We start from the raw sequence: 17,006 nt of genomic DNA on the forward strand, positions 1-17,006 counted from the left end.
AGGCTCGTTGATGAACCGCGATAGACCGCACAGCAACCTGCAGCACAGCGACCCGCAGATCGCCACCCGTCAGCGCTGGATGGGCGTACTCGGCCGAGCCGGCGGCCAACTGGCGGCTTACGAATCGGCCTTGAAGGAAGCCGAATACCGCCTGATTCGCGCCCCGGAAATCGGCATGACCCTGGTGCGTGGGCGCATGGGCGGCACCGGCAGCCCGTTCAACCTCGGTGAGATGAGCGTGACCCGCTGCGTGGTGCGCCTGGCCGACGGCCGCACCGGCTACAGCTACGTCGCTGGCCGCGACAAACAACACGCCGAACTGGCGGCCCTGGCCGACGCCCATTTGCAGGGCGCCGAGCAGCAGCACTGGCTGAGCCGGTTGATCGAGCCCCTGACTGCCGTACAGCAGGCGCAGCAGGCGGCCAAGGCCGCGGAAACCGCAACCACCCAGGTGGAATTCTTCACCCTGGTCAGAGGAGAAGACTGATGAACGCGGCGAATAGCTCGCAATGGCTGCAACCGGCCTTTAACGATCCGGTGCTGGACGCCCAGACCAGCTTCCGCAGCGCCCTCAAGGCCCTGGCCGAGCCGGGCGTGGCGCAACCGCTGAACCGCGCACTGGCCCTGGAAAACCTGCATTCAGCGACCTACGCCCTGTGCCTGGCGTTTCTCGACAGTGATACGCCGCTGTGGCTGGCGTCGCGTTTCGATACGCCGGCGATCCGCGCCAACCTGGCGTTCCACTGTGGCTGCCCGATTGTCGCCGAGCGCGAGCAGGCGCTGTTTGCCCTGCTTGATGAGCGCGAACTGGCGGACCTGTCGACCTTCGATAATGGCACTGAACGCTACCCGGACCAGTCCTGCACCTTGCTGATTCAGCTCGACTCCCTCAGCGGTGGCTCGGCTCTGCGCTGGCGCGGGCCGGGGATCAAGGATGTGCGCTGCGTCGAGCTGCCGCTGCCGCTGGTGTTCTGGCAGCAGCGCGAGGCGCGTAGTGCCTTTCCCCGTGGTCTGGATGCCTTCTTCGCAGCGGGCGAGCAGGTGGTCGGCCTGCCGCGTAGCACCCGGGTGCTGCTGAATGCCGAGGAGGCTGCCTGATGTACGTCGCCGTCAAAGGTGGCGAGCGCGCCATCGACAATGCCCATTTGCTGCTGGCCAAGAAGCGCCGTGGCGATACGTCGATTCCCGAACTCAGCGTCGAGCAGGTGCGCGAGCAGATGCCCTTGGCCGTGGCCCGGGTGATGAGCGAAGGCTCGCTGTACGACCCGCAGTTGGCTGCCCTGGCGATCAAGCAGGCGGCCGGCGACCTGATGGAGGCGATCTTCCTGCTGCGCGCCTACCGCACCACGCTGCCGCGCTTCGGCGCCAGCGCCGCGCTTGACACCACGCAAATGCAGCTGACTCGGCGCATCTCGGCAACCTTCAAGGACCTGCCCGGCGGCCAGCTACTCGGCCCGACTTTCGACTACAGCCACCGTCTGCTGGACTTCGCGTTGCTGGCCGAGGGTGAACAGCCGGGCCCACAAGTTGATCCGCAAGCTGAACTGTCGCCATGCCCACGGGTGCTGGATTTTTTCGCCGAGGAAGGCCTGATGGCCCGTGAGGTCGATGACGGCGCCGCTGTGCCGGATATCACCCGCGAGCCGCTGGACTTCCCCGCCAGCCGCGCCCAGCGCCTGCAGGCCCTGGCCCGGGGTGATGAAGGCTTCCTGTTGGCCCTGGGTTACTCCACCCAGCGCGGCTACGGGCGCAACCATCCCTTTGCCGGGGAGATTCGCATCGGCGAGGTCGAGGTCTGGTTGGAGCCGGAAGAACTCGGCTTCGCCGTGCCGCTGGGCGATATCGAGGTGACCGAGTGCGAGATGGTCAACCAGTTCGTCGGCGGCAAGGGCATTGATGCGCAGTTCACCCGTGGCTACGGCCTGGCCTTCGGCTATGCCGAGCGCAAAGCCATGGGCATGGCCCTGGTCGACCGCTCCCTGCGCGCCGCCGAATACGCCGAGGAAGCGCAAGGCCCGGCGCAGCAGGAGGAGTTCGTGCTGATGCACTGCGACAACGTCGAGGCTGCGGGCTTCGTCTCGCACCTGAAATTGCCGCATTACGTCGACTTCCAATCCGAGCTGGAGTTGATCCGCAAACTGCGCAAGCAGACGTGCGAGCAGCCGGCTGCCGAGGAGCAACGCGTATGAATGCCCAGGCCCAAACGCAGTATGCAACTGAGGTTGGCTATAACTTCGCCTATCTCGATGAGCAGACGAAAAGAATGATCCGCCGTGGCCTGCTCAAGGCCGTGGCGATTCCCGGTTACCAGGTGCCCTTCGGTGGCCGCGAGATGCCGTTGCCCTATGGCTGGGGCACCGGCGGCATGCAACTGACCGCGGCGATTCTCGGTGCCGAGGATGTGCTCAAGGTGATCGACCAGGGCGCGGATGACACCACCAACGCGGTGTCGATCCGCCGCTTCTTCGCCCGTACGGCCGGGGTCAAAACCACCACCCGCACGCCCGAGGCGACGGTGATTCAGACCCGTCACCGCATCCCGGAAACGCCGCTCAATGGCGATCAGATCATGGTCTACCAGGTGCCGATTCCCGAACCGCTGCGCTTTATTGAACCCTCGGAAACCGAGACCCGCACCATGCACGCGCTGGAAGACTACGGCGTGATGCACGTGAAACTGTACGAGGACATCGCCACCTTCGGCCATATCGCCACCAGCTACGCCTACCCGGTGACGGTGGATGCGCGCTACGTGATGGACCCGTCACCGATCCCCAAATTCGACAACCCCAAGCTGCATATGAGTCCGGCGTTGATGTTGTTCGGCGCCGGCCGCGAGAAGCGCCTGTATGCCGTGCCGCCGTTCACCCGAGTGGTGAGTCTGGACTTCGAAGATCACCCGTTCGAGATCCAGCGCTGGGACGAATGCTGCGCCTTCTGCGGCAGCCAGGATTCCTACCTCGACGAGCTGATCGTCGACGACGCCGGGACCAAGCGTTTTGTCTGCTCCGACACCGACTACTGCATGCAACGCCGTGACCTTGAAGAGGAGGGCGCGCAATGAGTGCTGCCGAGAAGTTGCACCTGCACAGCGAAACCGCTCAGCCGCTATTTAGCGTGCGTGACCTGACTCACCTGTATGGCCCGGAAAAGGGCTGCCAAGGGGTGTCATTCGACCTGTATCCGGGCGAGGTGCTGGGCATCGTCGGCGAGTCTGGTTCGGGCAAGTCGACCCTGCTCAGCCTGCTGTCCGGGCGCTGCCCGCCGGATCGCGGTTCAGTCAGTTATCGCGACAGCGAAGGCAACTGGCTCGACCTGTACAGCGCCAGCGAGGCGCAGCGCCGCACGCTGCTGCGTACCGAGTGGGGCTTTGTCGAGCAGAACCCGCGTGATGGCCTGCGCATGGGCGTGTCGGCCGGGGCGAATATCGGCGAGCGGCTGATGGCCCAGGGTGTGCGCCATTACGGCGAACTGCGCGCGGCCGGCATCGACTGGTTGCAACAGGTGGAGATTGACCCGCTGCGCATCGACGACCTGCCGCGCACCTTCTCCGGCGGCATGCAGCAGCGCCTGCAGATCGCCCGCAACCTGGTCTCCAGCCCACGCCTGATCTTTATGGACGAGCCCACCGGCGGCCTCGATGTGTCGGTGCAGGCGCGCCTGCTCGACCTGCTGCGCGGCCTGGTGCGCGAGCTGGATCTGGCAGTGGTGATCGTCACCCACGACCTGGCGGTGGCGCGCCTGCTGGCGGATCGGCTGATGGTGATGCGCCGCTCCCATGTGGTCGAGGCCGGCCTGACCGACCAGATTCTCGATGACCCGCAGCATCCCTATTCGCAGTTGCTGGTGTCGTCCGTCCTGCAGCCATGACGCTGGGTAGGGTGGATGACGCTGTTTTCATCCACCAGCGTGTGCCATCGGTGGATGGATAAAGCGCCATCCACCCTACGAAACGGCTCGCGCGCCGGATCACATCCGTGCGCACAACGCTCGAGGTGTATATGAACAACCTGATCGAGGTCTCCGGCCTCAGCAAGACCTTCACCCTGCATCAGCAGCATGGCGTGGTGCTGAATGTGCTGAGCGGGCTAAATTTCAGCGTGCGCGCCGGCGAGTGTCTGGTGCTGCACGGTCAGTCCGGTGCCGGCAAGTCGACCCTGCTGCGCACCCTGTATGGCAACTACCTGGCCGCCGGCGGCAGCATTCGTGTACGGCATAACGGCGAATGGGTCGAGCTGGTCGGTGCCGAACCGCGCCAGGTGCTGGCGGTACGCCGGCAGACCCTGGGCTATGTCAGCCAGTTTCTGCGGGTGATCCCCCGTGTCTCCACTCTGGATGTGGTGATGGAACCAGCCCTGGCCCGCGGCCTTCGCCGCGCCGATGCCGAGGCGCGGGCGCAAAGCCTGCTCAATCGCCTGAATATTCCCCAGGCTCTCTGGCAACTGGCCCCCGGCACTTTCTCCGGCGGCGAGCAGCAACGGGTGAATATCGCCCGCGGCTTTATGGTCGCCTGGCCGTTGATGTTGCTGGACGAACCCACCGCTTCGCTGGACGACGCCAACCGCCAAGTGGTGCTGGCGTTGATTGCAGAAGCCAAGGCCGCCGGCAGCGCGTTGATCGGCATCTTCCACGACCGCGCCGCCCGTGAAGCGGTGGCCGACCGTTACCTGGACATGAGCCAGGACCTGAGCGCTGCGGCGCAACCGGAGTACATCTATGCAGGCTGAACAGATTCTCACCAATGCGCGGATCGTCACCTCCGAGTGGGAGTTCGTCGGCACCCTGGTGCTGCGTGATGGCCTGATAACCCAGGTGCAAGAGGGCATCAGCAGCCTGCCCCAGGCGCACAACCTGGGGGGCGACTACCTGTTGCCCGGCCTGGTCGAGCTGCATACCGACAACCTGGAAAAGTACATGAGCCCGCGGCCGGGAGTGGACTGGCCGCCTATCTCGGCGGTGCTGACCCATGACGCGCAGATCGCCTCGGCCGGTATCACCACGGTGTTCGATGCCCTGGCGATTGGCGACGTCAACCCGCGCGGCAAACGCATGCAGCAACTGCCGGCGATGCTTGAAGCGATTGCCGAGGCCACCGCGGCCGGGCATCTGCGCGCTGATCACCGCCTGCACCTGCGTTGCGAGCTGTGCCATCCGGATACGTTGGCGGTATTTCGCGATCTGGTGGATCACCCGCAGGTCGCGCTGGTGTCGGTAATGGACCACTCGCCGGGCCAGCGTCAGTTCGCCAAGGAAGACAAATACCGCGAGTACTACATAGGCAAATACCACCTCAGTGAGGCGGAGATGGACACCTTTGTGCGCGAGCAACAGGCCAATTCCATCGAGTTCAGCGACCGCTATCGTCGGGCGATTGTCGAGGACTGCCATGCCCGTGGTTTGTCGGTGGCCAGCCACGATGACGCGACCCTGGCCCATGTGCAGGAGTCTGCCGGCTTTGGCATGGCCATCGCCGAGTTTCCCACCACCCTGGAGGCGGCCAAGGCCAGCCATGAACTGGGCCTGATGGTGCTGATGGGCGCACCGAATATCGTCCGCGGCGGCTCGCACTCGGGCAATATCGCCGCCGCCGAATTGGCCCGGCATGGCGTGCTGGATATTCTCTCCAGTGACTATTACCCGGCGAGCCTGTTGCAGGCCGCTTTGCTGCTGGCCGGGCAGGATAACGGCTATGATCTGCCGCGGGCGATTGCCAGCGTCAGCCGCGTGCCGGCCAAAGCCGCAGGGCTGGATGATCGCGGCGAAATCCGTGTTGGCCTGCGTGCCGACCTGGTGCAGGCGCAGGTGCACGCAGGCCAGGCGGTGATCCAGCAGGTCTGGCGACAAGCGAAAAGGGTGTTCTGATGAGTGGCCGCTTGATCTATCTGATGGGGCCTTCGGGTTCGGGCAAGGACAGCCTGTTGCAGGCCGCGCGTGAGCGTTTGGCCGAGCGCGGTTGTGTGATCGTCCGTCGGGTGATTACCCGCTCGGCCGAAGCGATAGGCGAGGATGCCATCGGTGTTGCACCGGCCGAGTTCGACCAGCAGGAAGCCGCCGGTGCCTTTGCCCTGAGCTGGCGCGCCAATGGCCTGGCCTATGGCATTCCCCGGCAGATCGACGACTGGTTGGCGGCCGGGCAGGACGTGCTGCTCAATGGCTCGCGCGGGCATCTAGAGGCGGCTCGTCAGCGCTATCCGGATCTGCTGGCGATTCTTCTGCAGGTCGACGAAGCGGTACTGCGCCAGCGTCTGCAGGCTCGCGGCCGCGAGACGCCGGAGCAGATCGAGCAGCGCCTGGCGCGTAGCCGCAGCTTTACCCCTGTGGGAGGCGCTTTCGGCTCGGGCATCCTGCTTCGCTCTACCTCCTGCATCCCTGCAGTCGCAGCGGCGACTGTCGCGGCTAAAGCCCCTCCCACAGGGGAGTTCCTGACAGTCCTCGACAACTCCGGCCCCCTGCCGCACACCGTCAGCCGCCTGCTGCAGCTGATCAGCGATGCGCGGGTATGCGCCTGACCCTGCTCGGCACCGGCGATGCGCGCCAGGTGCCGGTCTATAACTGCAGTTGCCCGGCCTGCGCCAGCGCGCGGGTGTATCCCGCACGGCGTCGCGGACCGTGCTGCGCGCTGATCGAATGCGGCGCGCAGCGCTGGCTGATTGACTCGGGCCTGACCGATCTGGGCGAGCGCTTCCCACCCCATAGCCTGAGTGGCATTCTGCAGACCCATTACCACGCCGATCATGCCCAGGGTTTGCTGCACCTGCGCTGGGGCCAGGGGCTGAGTATTCCGGTACACGGCCCGGATGATCCGGAAGGCCTGGCTGACCTGTACAAGCACCCCGGTATTCTCGATTTCAGTCAGCCGTTTGCGCCCTTCGAGCGGCGGCAACTGGGTGAGTTAAGCGTTACGGCGCTGCCGCTTAATCACTCCAAACTGACCTTTGGCTACCTCATTGAAGGTGAAGGTCGGCGTATCGCCTACCTGACCGATACCCTCGGCGTCCCTGATGCCAGCGCCGCGGTACTGCGTAAGCAACCGTTGGACCTGCTGGTGCTGGACTGTTCCACCGCGCCGCAGGCCATCGCCCCGCGCAACCACAACGACCTGACTCGCGCGCTGGAAGTGGCCCTGCAACTGCAGCCCAGAGAAACCGTGCTGACCCATATCGGCCATAGCTTCGATACCTGGTTGCTGGATAACCCCGGAGCTTTGCCAGCGGGGGTTAGCCTGGCCTTTGATGGGCGAGTGCTATGAACGGCCCCTCCCACAATGTTCAAGCCATTTTCAATCCAGCGGCAACTCAGTGGTGCGTTTCACCTCGCTCATGGCGATATGCGAGTGCGCTTCGTGTACATGGGGGCGTTGCAGCAGGTGGTCGCGCAGAAAGCGTTCGTAGCTGGCGATGTCCTTGGCCACTACTTTGAGCAGGTAATCCGAGCCGCCGGCCATGGTGAAGCACTCCAGCACCTCGGGATAACCGACCACCGCCTGCTCGAATTCTTCCAGGTTGCTGCGCCCGTGCGCCGACAGTTTGATATCGACAAACACGGTGATGCTGAAGCCCAGCTGCTTGTGGCTGAGCAGGGCCACCTTGCGCTCGATAATGCCGTCTTCCTGCATGCGATGAATCCGCCGCCAGCAGGGCGATTGAGACAGTTCGACCTTTTCGGCGATCTCGGCGGCGGAGAGGTCAGCGTTGTGCTGCAGCAGGCGCAGAATCTTGCGGTCGATGGGGCTGAGTTTTTCTTGCATGACTGTTCCTGAATTTTTGTTCTTGTTGGATTAATCATGCGCTGTATCTGCAAAACGTCCAGCAAATAGAAAGAAATTCCCCACGCGCTCCGTTCATATTCTTAGGCAGGCGTGTTGTGCAGCGATCCTGCCAAACGCGGAAAAGGCCGGCACCTACCGTTGCTAGGCCTGCTCTCCATAAGAATAAAAGGAGCGAAGAATGTCTCTGGCCGAGATCCGCCTGGATGACAAATACCGCCTTGCTACCGGTCACCTCTACCTGACCGGCACCCAGGCGCTGACCCGTCTGCCCATGCTGCAGAAGCAACGCGACGCTGCCCATGGCTTGAATACCGCGTGCTTTATTTCCGGCTATCGGGGCTCGCCGCTGGGCAACCTCGACAAGAGCCTGTGGGACGCCAAGCAGTACCTCAAAGACAACCACATCCACTTCCAGCCCGGGGTCAACGAAGAGTTGGCCGCCACCTCGGTGTGGGGCAGCCAGCAGACCAGCCTGTTCCCCGGGGCGCGCTACGACGGCGTGTTTGCCATGTGGTACGGCAAGGGCCCGGGTGTGGACCGCTGTGGCGATGTGTTCAAGCATGGCAACTCGGCCGGCGTGTCCGAGCATGGTGGCGTACTGCTGCTGGCCGGTGATGACCATGGCTGCAAATCCTCGAGCATCGCCAACCAGAGCGAACATGCGTTTATCGCTGCCTCGATCCCGGTGCTCAACCCGGCCAACGTTCAGGAAATTCTCGATTACGGCATCATCGGCTGGGCGCTGTCACGCTACAGCGGTTGCTGGGTGGCGCTGAAAACCATCGCCGAAAACGTCGACTCCTCCGCCGTGGTGGATGTCGACCCGCTGCGTATCCAGGTGAAGATCCCCGAGGACTTCCAGCTACCGGAAGACGGCGTGTATATCCGCTGGCCGGACCCGCCCCTGGCCCAGGAGAAACGTCTCAACACCTACAAGATCTACGCCGCCCGCGCCTTTGCCCGGGCCAACAACCTCAACCAGATCAAGCTCGATTCGCCCAACCCGCGCTTGGGCATTATCACTACCGGCAAGTCCTACCTCGACGTGCGTCAGGCCCTGGATGACCTCGGCCTGGACGAAGCGCTGTGCGCCCAGGTGGGCCTACGCGTGCTCAAGGTCGGCATGAGCTGGCCGCTGGAACCGGTGTCGGTGCATGAATTCGCCGAGGGTCTGGACGAGATTCTGGTGGTCGAGGAAAAGCGCAGCATCATCGAAGACCAGCTCACCGGTCAGCTGTACAACTGGCCCGTGGGCAAGCGCCCGGTGGTGGTCGGCGAGTTCGACGAGGCCGGCCATTCGCTGCTGCCAAACCTCTCCGAGCTGACCCCGGCGATGATCGCCCGCGCCATCGCCAAACGCCTCGCACCGATCTACAGCAGCCCGCAGATTACCGAGCGCCTGGCTTTTCTGGCGGCCAAGGAAGCGTCCCTGGCTGCGCCCAAGCATCACACCACCCGCACCCCGCATTTCTGCTCCGGCTGCCCGCACAACACCTCGACCAAACTGCCGGAAGGCAGCCGCGCCCAGGGCGGTATTGGTTGCCACTACATGACCCAGTGGATGGACCGCAACACCGACACCTTTACCCAGATGGGCGGCGAGGGCGCGACCTGGATCGGTCAGGCGCCGTTTACCGACACCCCGCATATCTTCCAGAACCTCGGCGACGGCACCTACTTCCACTCCGGCCAGCTGGCCCTACGCGCCGCTGTGGCCGCCGGGGTGAATATCACCTACAAGATTCTCTACAACGACGCCGTGGCCATGACTGGCGGCCAGCCCATCGATGGCGAACTGCGCGTCGATCAACTGAGCCAACAGGTGTATGCCGAGGGGGTGAAACGCATTGCCCTGGTCACCGACGAGCCGGAGAAATACCCAAGCCGCGCCACCTTCGCGCCTATCGTCAGCTTCCACCATCGCCGTGATCTGGATGCCGTGCAACGCGAGCTGCGCGAGTTCCAGGGCTGCTCGGTGATCATCTATGACCAGACCTGCGCCACCGAGAAACGCCGTCGGCGCAAGCGCGGCAAGCTGGTTGATCCGCAGAAGCGTGCCTTTATCAACCCGGCGGTGTGCGAGGGCTGTGGTGATTGCAGCGTCAAGTCCAACTGCCTGTCGGTGCTGCCGCTGGAAACCGAACTGGGGCGCAAGCGCGAGATCGACCAGAATGCTTGCAACAAGGACTTCAGCTGCGTCGAGGGCTTTTGCCCAAGCTTTGTCACCGTGCACGGCGGCAGCCTGCGCAAACCTGCTGCCGTCGGCCTGGGCGCGCTATTTATCGCCCTTCCAGAACCCAAACAACCGGCGCTGGAGCGTCCCTGGAATATCCTTCTGCCGGGTGTCGGCGGCAGCGGCGTCACCACGGTTGGCGCCTTGCTCGGCATGGCTGCGCACAGCGAAGGCAAGGGTTGCACGGTGCTCGACCAAGCCGGGTTGGCGCAGAAGTTTGGCCCGGTGATCACCCATATCCGCATCGCTGCCAAGCAGGATGATATCTTCGCTGTACGCATCGCCGCCGGGGAAACCGACCTGCTGCTCGGCTGCGATCTGGTGGTCTCGGCCAGCGAAGAGGCCCTGGCCAAACTGAATGACAAGATCGCCCACGCGGTGGTCAACAGCCATGAAGCGGCTACCGCCGAATTCACCCGCAACCCGGATGCCCAGGTGCCGGGGGCGGCCATGCGCGAAGCGCTGATCGAGGCGGTGGGCGCAAGCAAAACCCACTTTGTCGATGCCAGCCGCCTGGCCACGCGCCTGCTCGGCGACAGCATCGCCACCAACCTGTTTATGCTCGGTTTCGCTTATCAGAAGGGCCTGGTACCGGTGTCCGCCGAAGCCATCGACAAGGCCATCGAGCTCAACGGCGTGTCCGTACAGCTCAATCAGCAGGCATTTCTCTGGGGCCGCCGTGCTGCCCATGATGCGGTCGCCGTGGAACGTCTGGCCAAGCCAGAAGTGATCGAAGCGCCGCATTGCCAGACCCTGGAAGAAATCATCGCCGACCGCGTGGTGCGTCTGACCGCCTACCAGAACGCTGCTTACGCTGCGCGTTATCGTGAGCAGGTGGCGCGGCTGCAGCAGGTCGACAAGAGCGCTGACCAGGCGTTGAGCAAGGCTGTGGCGCGCTACTACTTCAAACTGCTGGCCTACAAGGACGAGTACGAAGTGGCGCGGCTGTACAGCGACGGCAGCTTTATCCGTCAGCTGGAGGCGCAGTTCGAGGGTGACTACAGCCTGGAGTTCCACCTGGCGCCGTCCTGGCTAAGCAAGCTGGACGCCAGCAGCGGCGAGCCGCGCAAGCGCCAATTCGGTCCCTGGATGCTCAAGGCGTTTGGCGTGCTGGCCAAATTCAGGTTTCTCCGCGGCACCGCGCTGGATCTGTTTGCCTACAGCGCCGAGCGCAAGCTGGAGTTGCAGCTGATCGACGACTATGAGCAGGATCTTGAATACCTGCTCAAGGAGCTCAACGCCGACAACTACCGCACGGCAGTGGCGTTGGCCGAACTGCCAGAGCAGATTCGCGGCTATGGCCACGTCAAGGAAGGCAGCCTGACCAAGGTGCGTGAGCAGAGCAGCCAGCTTAAGGCACGCATGTTGGCTCGGGAAATTCAGGCCGTGCAGCTGTTCGAGCCGGCGGCCTGATTTAAGGTTCTTCGCGTAACTTGGGGAAAGTGCCGGTTGACACCGGACTGGCAAGTTTGTGTGCAGTTAGGCAAATGACTTGGCATGGCCCATTACTGCGTGTGCTGAACGTTTGGGTTGCGCCCCTCACGGGCGCCACACCTTTCTTGCTTGCCCAAGAAAGGTGTGCCAAAGAAGGGCACCCCGACATCCGGGTTTCGCTGCGCGAAACTTCCCTCGCTCCGGTGCTGCTCCGGGGGCCGGCGTACATGGGCCATCCCTGGCCCATTACGCCTCTCGCCGCATCCATGCGGCTCGTCCCCCTACGCAGCACCTGCGCTCGGCCTCCTGACGGGACCGGGGCGCGAGCTTGCAAGATTTTCACAGGCCCGCGCACGGCGGCGTCTGGCTTTTTGCTTTTGCCTTTGAATCGCGATCGTGCAGACGACACGTTAATGGATAGAGCTACGTCACCAACAACGCACACAAACTTGCCAGTCCAGTGTCAAGAACAGCATCCCTGCAGAAATGCGAAGAGCCTGATTTAAGCGGGCAGGCGGCTGAGGGTCAGGACCACGGCGGCGATGCGCTGCGCGTCGGCATAGGCCGGTTGCAGCAGCTCTTCGCCGAACACGTCCGGGTCCACTTCGCGGTAGTGCCAAGTGAATGGCTGATCTTCCAACAAGCGGGCGAAGGTCTGTTTGAAGGGGTCGCCTGTGGCCAGCATGGCCACGCCGGTGTAGAGCAGCAAGCTGCCGTCCGGGGCCAGCCGCTCCAGCGCCGTGGCGATGATCGCCTGGGCCAGTCCGCTGCCCAGCTCGCCACCGCCATGGCGGTAGGCGCGCTCCTCGGGGTCGAGCAGGTAGGGCGGGTTGGCGATGATCAGGTCGAACTCGCCGTCTACCGCCTGCAGCAGGTCACTGTGCTGGATCTGTAGCTGCTCGGCGCCGGCCAGCCGCGCATTGACCGCTGTATAAGCCAGGGCCAGCGGGTTGATGTCCAGGGCATGGACCTCGGCTTCGGGCCTTGCCTGGGCCACGCGCATGGCACCGGGTCCGGCGCCACAGCCAATGTCGGCGACCCGCAATGTGGGACGGCTATCGGTTTTCAGGTGGGCGTCGATGGCCTGCACGAAGCGGTAGCTGTCCGGGCCGAAGAACACCGCCGACTGGCTGTCGGTGGGAAAGCCCGAATGCACCAGCAGGCGATCATCCAGGCTCGACCAACGTACACGGCTGCGCCACAGCGGGCCCTCGGCCTGCAGCACATCGGCGCGCTGCATCAGCTCGAACAGGGCCGGGTCCAGGGTGTCGCGGGCAAAGGCGCGGCTCCAGCCAAAGATATCGGCCAGGTTCTCGGCCGGGGCAGCGCCCCAGCGTGCCAGCAGCCGCTCATGGGTCAGGGGCGTCACGGTGACGAACTGGTAATGCCGTTCCTCCAGGGCCTGGCCCAGGGCAAGCAGGGCATCGGCGTTTTCGGCGGTGAGCGTAACGGGCGCAGGGGAAACGGGCATGCGGACCTCAGGGTTGTTGCAGCAGGGCGCTGAACTGGCGGGTGGCATAGAGTCCTGCTGGCGTGGCGTGATGGGCCGGTGCCATCAGGTCGATCAGCCGCTGCGCCCGCAGGTCTACAGGCAGGCGGTCGAGTTCGCTCTGCAACGCCTGACACTCGTCATTGAAGTCATTGGGCGGCACCCCTGTGTCTGACATGCCGTTGACGACCACGCTGATCGGTGTGGCCGCCGGCGGCTGGCGGAAGTGCGAGCGGAAGATCGCCCGTGCCGGCGAGCGGCCGACCAGTTGCAGGTCGGGTTGGCTGTGTGCCTGCCAGCCGCCGGCGATCCAGTCGTGCAGCACTTGCAACTCGTAGGGGCTGAACACGCCAAACATCGCCGCCTGTTCACCCTGCACCAGTTGCCAGAAGCGGCTGTGTTGCGGGTCGCGGTGGCGCTGAATCCAGCCGCGCTTTTCCAAGGCCTGGAGAAAGTCATCGAGCTGGCCGGGCACGCTCAGCCACTCATTGACCGTACGCCCCTCGATCCGGCAATAGTCCGAGTGCACCTGGCCTGCGGCCTGGCGCTTGCGTTCGAGAATACCCAGCAACTCACTGTGCAGGTCAAAACGCTTGATCACCTCGGTGCTGCCAATGCCCTGGTCGTTGAGGCGATAGCCACGGCGAACTCGGCGGTAGAACGCCTCGGCATCGCCGACCACCGGCAGGTTCTGCAACACCGCCTGCATGGCCTTGTGCGCGTGGCCGGTACTGGCGTTGTCGATGGTCACGTGCAACTGGAAATAGTAGGGGTCGATTCCCAATTCATTGAGCTCGAAGGCACTGATCATCAGGTGCAGCGGCAATTGCTCATAACCAAGGTTGTAGCCGATCAGCTCGGGCAGGTGCTGCTCGGCGGTATAACCCAGGCTGAGTTGCAGGGCGCCTTGCAGGTAGTGCTCGTCGCTGAGGGCAAGCGGGTCATCGCAGCCATAGCGGGCCAGCAATTTCTGGTACAGCACCACGTGGTTGAGGGCCGGGTCGCCATCGCCCAGCTCCTCAAGGTAGGTACGAATCAAACCGTGGAAACGTACGTCGCGGTAATGCGGCAACAGGCCATACAGCCAGGCGCCATCGACGCATTTGGTTGGCGCAACGCTGCGGATGAAATGTAGTGCCTGAGCGCGGCCGCTGAAATAGCGGCGGGGTGCGCCTGTTTTGCGCCCCTCCAGGTAAGCCTGATAGGCCTCCACGTTGCGGGCCACGCCGGCGTTGATCCACTCGGCCAATGCCTGTGGCTGCTCCGGCAGATCGTCCTGCTGATCGGCAGCGATAGCCAGTTGCTGCTCAAGCAGCGCGTTGGCCAGGTCACGGCTTGCAGCGGCATCGGGGCGCTGCAGCAATGCCTCATACACCTGCCGCGCCTGGCCTGGGGGCGTCTGGGCATCGGTAAAAGATGTGGCTGCGCTGGATTCACTGGCAATCGCGGTAAAGGTTGTCATGGTCCGATCCTGCAGGCAGTAAAGGGGGGTGGAAGGCGTCTCGCCTCGGGGCAAAACGCAGCGGGTATTCCCGTCTTGAAAGGTGCGGCCTGTTCAGGTGGGAGCCTGGCCGCCGGGCAAAGATTCAGGGTTTGCGATCAGTGGCACTGCCAGCTGGCAAGCCAATGCCGGTTCACCAGGCGGCCTCGGGGCGCGGAGGTGAACCGGCAGTCGTCTCAGTTGATCTTGCGGCGCGCTACCAGGGTTTGCATGGCGCGGAAGTGAATCGGTCCACCCAGATAAGTCGGCAGTTCGGCACACAGCCAGGGTGCATCCTGGCTGCTCCAGGCGCCGCCTTGCTCTTCGAGTTTCATATCGCGGCGCAACTGCTTGATGAGCTTTTCAGCGGCCGGTTTGGCGAACATCGCATCCACGTTGACCGCGCGCGAATACTGCGAGACGTCGTCCTTGCTCAGGGTCAGCAGCAGGTTGCCATCCGGGCGTGGGGTCACGCTGACGGTGTGTTCGGGGAAGGCGGTGTAGAGAAGGTCCAATCCGATTTTCATGTCGAGGCTCCAGGGTGGAAAACTGCTTTCCCTGGAGCATGTCGCGTGCCAGTTCTATAAGCCTATATATTTCAAGTGCTTAGAGTTTTATTGGTGGCTCTGGCAGTAGCATTCTGCACGATGCCTGGTGAGAGGGCCGTGCAGAATGCAAGGTCATCGCAGGCTGGCAATAGTGAGTGAAGGCGTTCGCAGGAACGGCTCACCGGTTGCACTGACTGTGGGGCAGGAAGGCATTGGCCCGGCCATCACATGGCCAGGCCCGGCGCAGCAAGCGCCGTTGCAAGAAGGGGAAGGGCTACAGGCTTTGCAATTGGACCACTTCGACCATGTCGGGGCGCAATGGCTCGGAGACGCCAGTCAGTTCGCTGATCAGTTTCCATTGCTGATCGAGCTCTTTGCTGACTGCTTCGAGCCGCACAATCATGCGGTTTCCTGCGCCACGTACACCTGGATCATTGCTGCGCAGCAGGTCGAACGACAGTGCGGTCATGGCGGCAGTCAGGTGAGTGACGCTACGGGCGCTGAGGGTCAGGAGTTCGGTCAGTTGTTGTTCTTTTGCAGTCATTTCAGGCGTCCTTGCCGGGCGTCAATAGGGAAGAGGAGCGGCGATCCAAGTAGTGACGTAGAGCGTCACTACAGCAGTCGAGGCGAGCACGATAAGTTTATTGACCATAGACGAATCCATTCGTGAGGGTAGGGGATGTTGCGATCTGGGCAAAATGATATCACCGCGCTCTGGCCCCGCCCACTCTTTCCATAAACGCTCGTTTGAGTCTATTTCATCCGCGTTATTGCCAACGTCGATTTGCATCCGTGGTACATGCCCGGCGTTGTACCAAGCAGTTGACTCTCGCTGCGTGCAATGGGTCCCGGAATATCGGGGCGGGTCGGACGAGTGGTGGCAGTCAGGACGGCAGGACTGCGCAGAACCGCTCCAGCTGCATCTCCTGCAGACGGCTGAGGGTGCGGCGAAAGGCGAAGGTCAAGGCGCCCTCGGTGTAAAGCGCTGTCAGGTCGACGTCAGCCTCCAGGTACAGCGGTACACGACGGTCGTAGCATTCGTCGACCAGGGCGATAAAGCGCCGTACGGCGTCGTCGTGTACTGACAAAGCAGGCAGGGCGCGATCACCGGCGGCGACCCGCTCCACGCCATCTTCGGTACCGCGAGCGATGCGGCTCGGTCGCGTTGGGCTGCCAAGCTGCGGCACGTCGCTGAGCAGCAGCGCCTGGAATCGATCACAGAGGGCGATGTAGTCCGTGGCAGCCAGCGGCTGCAGGCACAGGTCGGCGAAGCGGCACCAGAGCACCTTGGCGCTGTGTCGTACCACGGCAATGCTGCGATGCTCCAGCTGCAGGGCCGCGCTGCTGCTGGCCTGAGCCTCCGTTAGCTGTTGGAACTGCTCGCCCATGATGCTCGGTTGTCCTGCCGCGCGGACCCAGTAGCGGGTATGGGCTTGGCCTGGATGCTGGCGATGGTCCTGCTCACCGGCAACCGCGACCACCTGCATGTGCGTATTGAGTGCATCAATCGCCGGCAGGAAACGCTCGCGGTTGAAACCGTCGGCGTAGAGCTGATCAGGCGGCTGGTTGGAGGTGGCGACCAACACTACGTTGTGGCTGAACAGGGCCTGAAACAGGCCACCGAGAATGATTGCGTCGCCGATGTCGTTGACGAACAGCTCATCGAAACACAGCACTCGCACTTCATCCGCCAGCCCCGCCGCCAGCGCCTGCAAAGGTGCGGCAGTGCCACTGAGCTCGAACAGGCGGCGATGCACCCACTGCATGAAATGGTGGAAGTGCTGACGCCGCGACGGCACCTCGAGGCATTGCTGGAACTGATCCATCAGCCAGGTCTTGCCTCGCCCCACCGGCCCCCAGAGATAGACACCGAGTGGTGTGCTTGTCGGGCTGGCGTGCAGCGCGGCGTGGCAGGCCTCCAGGGCCATGACAGCCTGGCGTTGTGCCTCGTCGGGATGGAAGCCCAGATGCTCAAGGGCGTGGTTATAGCGGGCTAGCGGAGAGGGCATCGCGGACGCTGCTCGAAAAAACGGATGGGTATTTAACCATGGCCC

At 63.5% G+C, this 17,006-nt stretch carries 16 protein-coding genes; 10 read left to right on the forward strand and 6 right to left on the reverse strand.

Annotation, left to right across the window (positions count from 1 at the left end):
- Positions 1–10: 10 nt before the first annotated feature.
- From phnG to phnP, 9 genes are all read left to right on the forward strand, one after another.
- Positions 11–487 (forward strand): phosphonate C-P lyase system protein PhnG, encoded by a 477-nt coding sequence (gene phnG, locus BMW49_RS00755; RefSeq protein ID WP_069517019.1) that lies wholly within the window; start codon positions 11–13, stop codon positions 485–487.
- Positions 487–1,098 (forward strand): phosphonate C-P lyase system protein PhnH, encoded by a 612-nt coding sequence (phnH, locus tag BMW49_RS00760; protein ID WP_069517018.1) that lies wholly within the window; start codon positions 487–489, stop codon positions 1,096–1,098. Before phnG ends, phnH begins: the two co-directional genes overlap by 1 nt.
- Positions 1,098–2,189: a carbon-phosphorus lyase complex subunit gene (locus tag BMW49_RS00765; RefSeq protein ID WP_069517017.1), complete on the forward strand. Its 1,092-nt coding sequence runs from the start codon at positions 1,098–1,100 to the stop codon at positions 2,187–2,189. The genes phnH and BMW49_RS00765 overlap by 1 nt, the downstream gene beginning before the upstream one ends.
- Entirely contained in the window at positions 2,186–3,064 is an 879-nt protein-coding gene (locus BMW49_RS00770) for an alpha-D-ribose 1-methylphosphonate 5-phosphate C-P-lyase PhnJ (RefSeq protein ID WP_069517016.1), read from the forward strand. Before BMW49_RS00765 ends, BMW49_RS00770 begins: the two co-directional genes overlap by 4 nt.
- Positions 3,061–3,870: a phosphonate C-P lyase system protein PhnK gene (gene phnK / locus BMW49_RS00775; protein WP_069517015.1), complete on the forward strand. Its 810-nt coding sequence runs from the start codon at positions 3,061–3,063 to the stop codon at positions 3,868–3,870. The genes BMW49_RS00770 and phnK overlap by 4 nt, the downstream gene beginning before the upstream one ends.
- 131 nt (positions 3,871–4,001) lie before the next feature.
- The gene (phnL, locus tag BMW49_RS00780; protein ID WP_069517014.1) at positions 4,002–4,727 is read left to right on the forward strand and encodes a phosphonate C-P lyase system protein PhnL; all 726 of its coding nucleotides are present in this window, start codon (positions 4,002–4,004) and stop codon (positions 4,725–4,727) included.
- Positions 4,717–5,862 (forward strand): alpha-D-ribose 1-methylphosphonate 5-triphosphate diphosphatase, encoded by a 1,146-nt coding sequence (locus BMW49_RS00785; RefSeq protein WP_069517013.1) that lies wholly within the window; start codon positions 4,717–4,719, stop codon positions 5,860–5,862. Before phnL ends, BMW49_RS00785 begins: the two co-directional genes overlap by 11 nt.
- Complete coding sequence (gene phnN / locus BMW49_RS00790) at positions 5,862–6,509, forward strand: phosphonate metabolism protein/1,5-bisphosphokinase (PRPP-forming) PhnN (RefSeq protein ID WP_069517012.1); 648 nt, start codon at positions 5,862–5,864, stop codon at positions 6,507–6,509. The genes BMW49_RS00785 and phnN overlap by 1 nt, the downstream gene beginning before the upstream one ends.
- Positions 6,500–7,249: a phosphonate metabolism protein PhnP gene (phnP, locus tag BMW49_RS00795; protein WP_069517011.1), complete on the forward strand. Its 750-nt coding sequence runs from the start codon at positions 6,500–6,502 to the stop codon at positions 7,247–7,249. Before phnN ends, phnP begins: the two co-directional genes overlap by 10 nt.
- A gap of 30 nt (positions 7,250–7,279) precedes the next feature.
- Here the strand turns inward: phnP and BMW49_RS00800 are convergent, their stop codons facing one another.
- Entirely contained in the window at positions 7,280–7,747 is a 468-nt protein-coding gene (locus tag BMW49_RS00800) for an Lrp/AsnC family transcriptional regulator (protein ID WP_069517010.1), read from the reverse strand.
- Positions 7,748–7,946: 199 nt separating this feature from the next.
- On the opposite strand from BMW49_RS00800, the gene BMW49_RS00805 reads away from it, so the two are divergent.
- On the forward strand, positions 7,947–11,414 hold the full coding sequence (locus tag BMW49_RS00805; protein WP_069517009.1) for an indolepyruvate ferredoxin oxidoreductase family protein: 3,468 nt from the start codon (positions 7,947–7,949) through the stop codon (positions 11,412–11,414).
- A 523-nt stretch (positions 11,415–11,937) separates the two neighbouring features.
- On the opposite strand, the gene BMW49_RS00810 is transcribed toward BMW49_RS00805, so the two are convergent.
- The 5 genes from BMW49_RS00810 to zapE form a co-directional block, all read right to left on the reverse strand.
- Entirely contained in the window at positions 11,938–12,906 is a 969-nt protein-coding gene (locus BMW49_RS00810) for a methyltransferase (RefSeq protein WP_069517008.1), read from the reverse strand.
- A 7-nt stretch (positions 12,907–12,913) separates the two neighbouring features.
- Positions 12,914–14,386, reverse strand: a complete 1,473-nt coding sequence (locus BMW49_RS00815; protein ID WP_069517007.1) for an iron-containing redox enzyme family protein — start codon at positions 14,384–14,386, stop codon at positions 12,914–12,916.
- 215 nt (positions 14,387–14,601) lie between these two features.
- Positions 14,602–14,931: a DUF3509 domain-containing protein gene (locus tag BMW49_RS00820; RefSeq protein WP_069517006.1), complete on the reverse strand. Its 330-nt coding sequence runs from the start codon at positions 14,929–14,931 to the stop codon at positions 14,602–14,604.
- 295 nt (positions 14,932–15,226) lie between these two features.
- Positions 15,227–15,496, reverse strand: coding sequence for a hypothetical protein (locus BMW49_RS00825; RefSeq protein WP_069517005.1), 270 nt, complete (start codon positions 15,494–15,496; stop codon positions 15,227–15,229).
- A 340-nt stretch (positions 15,497–15,836) separates the two neighbouring features.
- Positions 15,837–16,961, reverse strand: coding sequence for a cell division protein ZapE (gene zapE, locus BMW49_RS00830; RefSeq protein ID WP_069517004.1), 1,125 nt, complete (start codon positions 16,959–16,961; stop codon positions 15,837–15,839).
- Positions 16,962–17,006: the final 45 nt, after the last annotated feature.

This window comes from Pseudomonas cuatrocienegasensis (assembly GCF_900110925.1).
Classification (GTDB): domain Bacteria; phylum Pseudomonadota; class Gammaproteobacteria; order Pseudomonadales; family Pseudomonadaceae; genus Aquipseudomonas; species Aquipseudomonas cuatrocienegasensis.

Excerpts from the sequence above, each read along its gene's own strand:
- phnG (WP_069517019.1), top strand. The coding sequence starts at position 11 with ATGAACCGCGATAGACCGCACAGCAACCTGCAGCACAGCGACCCGCAG.
- phnH (WP_069517018.1), top strand. The coding sequence starts at position 487 with ATGAACGCGGCGAATAGCTCGCAATGGCTGCAACCGGCCTTTAACGAT.
- BMW49_RS00765 (WP_069517017.1), top strand. The coding sequence starts at position 1,098 with ATGTACGTCGCCGTCAAAGGTGGCGAGCGCGCCATCGACAATGCCCAT.
- BMW49_RS00770 (WP_069517016.1), top strand. The coding sequence starts at position 2,186 with ATGAATGCCCAGGCCCAAACGCAGTATGCAACTGAGGTTGGCTATAAC.
- phnK (WP_069517015.1), top strand. The coding sequence starts at position 3,061 with ATGAGTGCTGCCGAGAAGTTGCACCTGCACAGCGAAACCGCTCAGCCG.
- phnL (WP_069517014.1), top strand. The coding sequence starts at position 4,002 with ATGAACAACCTGATCGAGGTCTCCGGCCTCAGCAAGACCTTCACCCTG.
- BMW49_RS00785 (WP_069517013.1), top strand. The coding sequence starts at position 4,717 with ATGCAGGCTGAACAGATTCTCACCAATGCGCGGATCGTCACCTCCGAG.
- phnN (WP_069517012.1), top strand. The coding sequence starts at position 5,862 with ATGAGTGGCCGCTTGATCTATCTGATGGGGCCTTCGGGTTCGGGCAAG.
- phnP (WP_069517011.1), top strand. The coding sequence starts at position 6,500 with ATGCGCCTGACCCTGCTCGGCACCGGCGATGCGCGCCAGGTGCCGGTC.
- BMW49_RS00800 (WP_069517010.1), bottom strand. The coding sequence starts at position 7,747 with ATGCAAGAAAAACTCAGCCCCATCGACCGCAAGATTCTGCGCCTGCTG.
- BMW49_RS00805 (WP_069517009.1), top strand. The coding sequence starts at position 7,947 with ATGTCTCTGGCCGAGATCCGCCTGGATGACAAATACCGCCTTGCTACC.
- BMW49_RS00810 (WP_069517008.1), bottom strand. The coding sequence starts at position 12,906 with ATGCCCGTTTCCCCTGCGCCCGTTACGCTCACCGCCGAAAACGCCGAT.
- BMW49_RS00815 (WP_069517007.1), bottom strand. The coding sequence starts at position 14,386 with ATGACAACCTTTACCGCGATTGCCAGTGAATCCAGCGCAGCCACATCT.
- BMW49_RS00820 (WP_069517006.1), bottom strand. The coding sequence starts at position 14,931 with ATGAAAATCGGATTGGACCTTCTCTACACCGCCTTCCCCGAACACACC.
- BMW49_RS00825 (WP_069517005.1), bottom strand. The coding sequence starts at position 15,496 with ATGACTGCAAAAGAACAACAACTGACCGAACTCCTGACCCTCAGCGCC.
- zapE (WP_069517004.1), bottom strand. The coding sequence starts at position 16,961 with ATGCCCTCTCCGCTAGCCCGCTATAACCACGCCCTTGAGCATCTGGGC.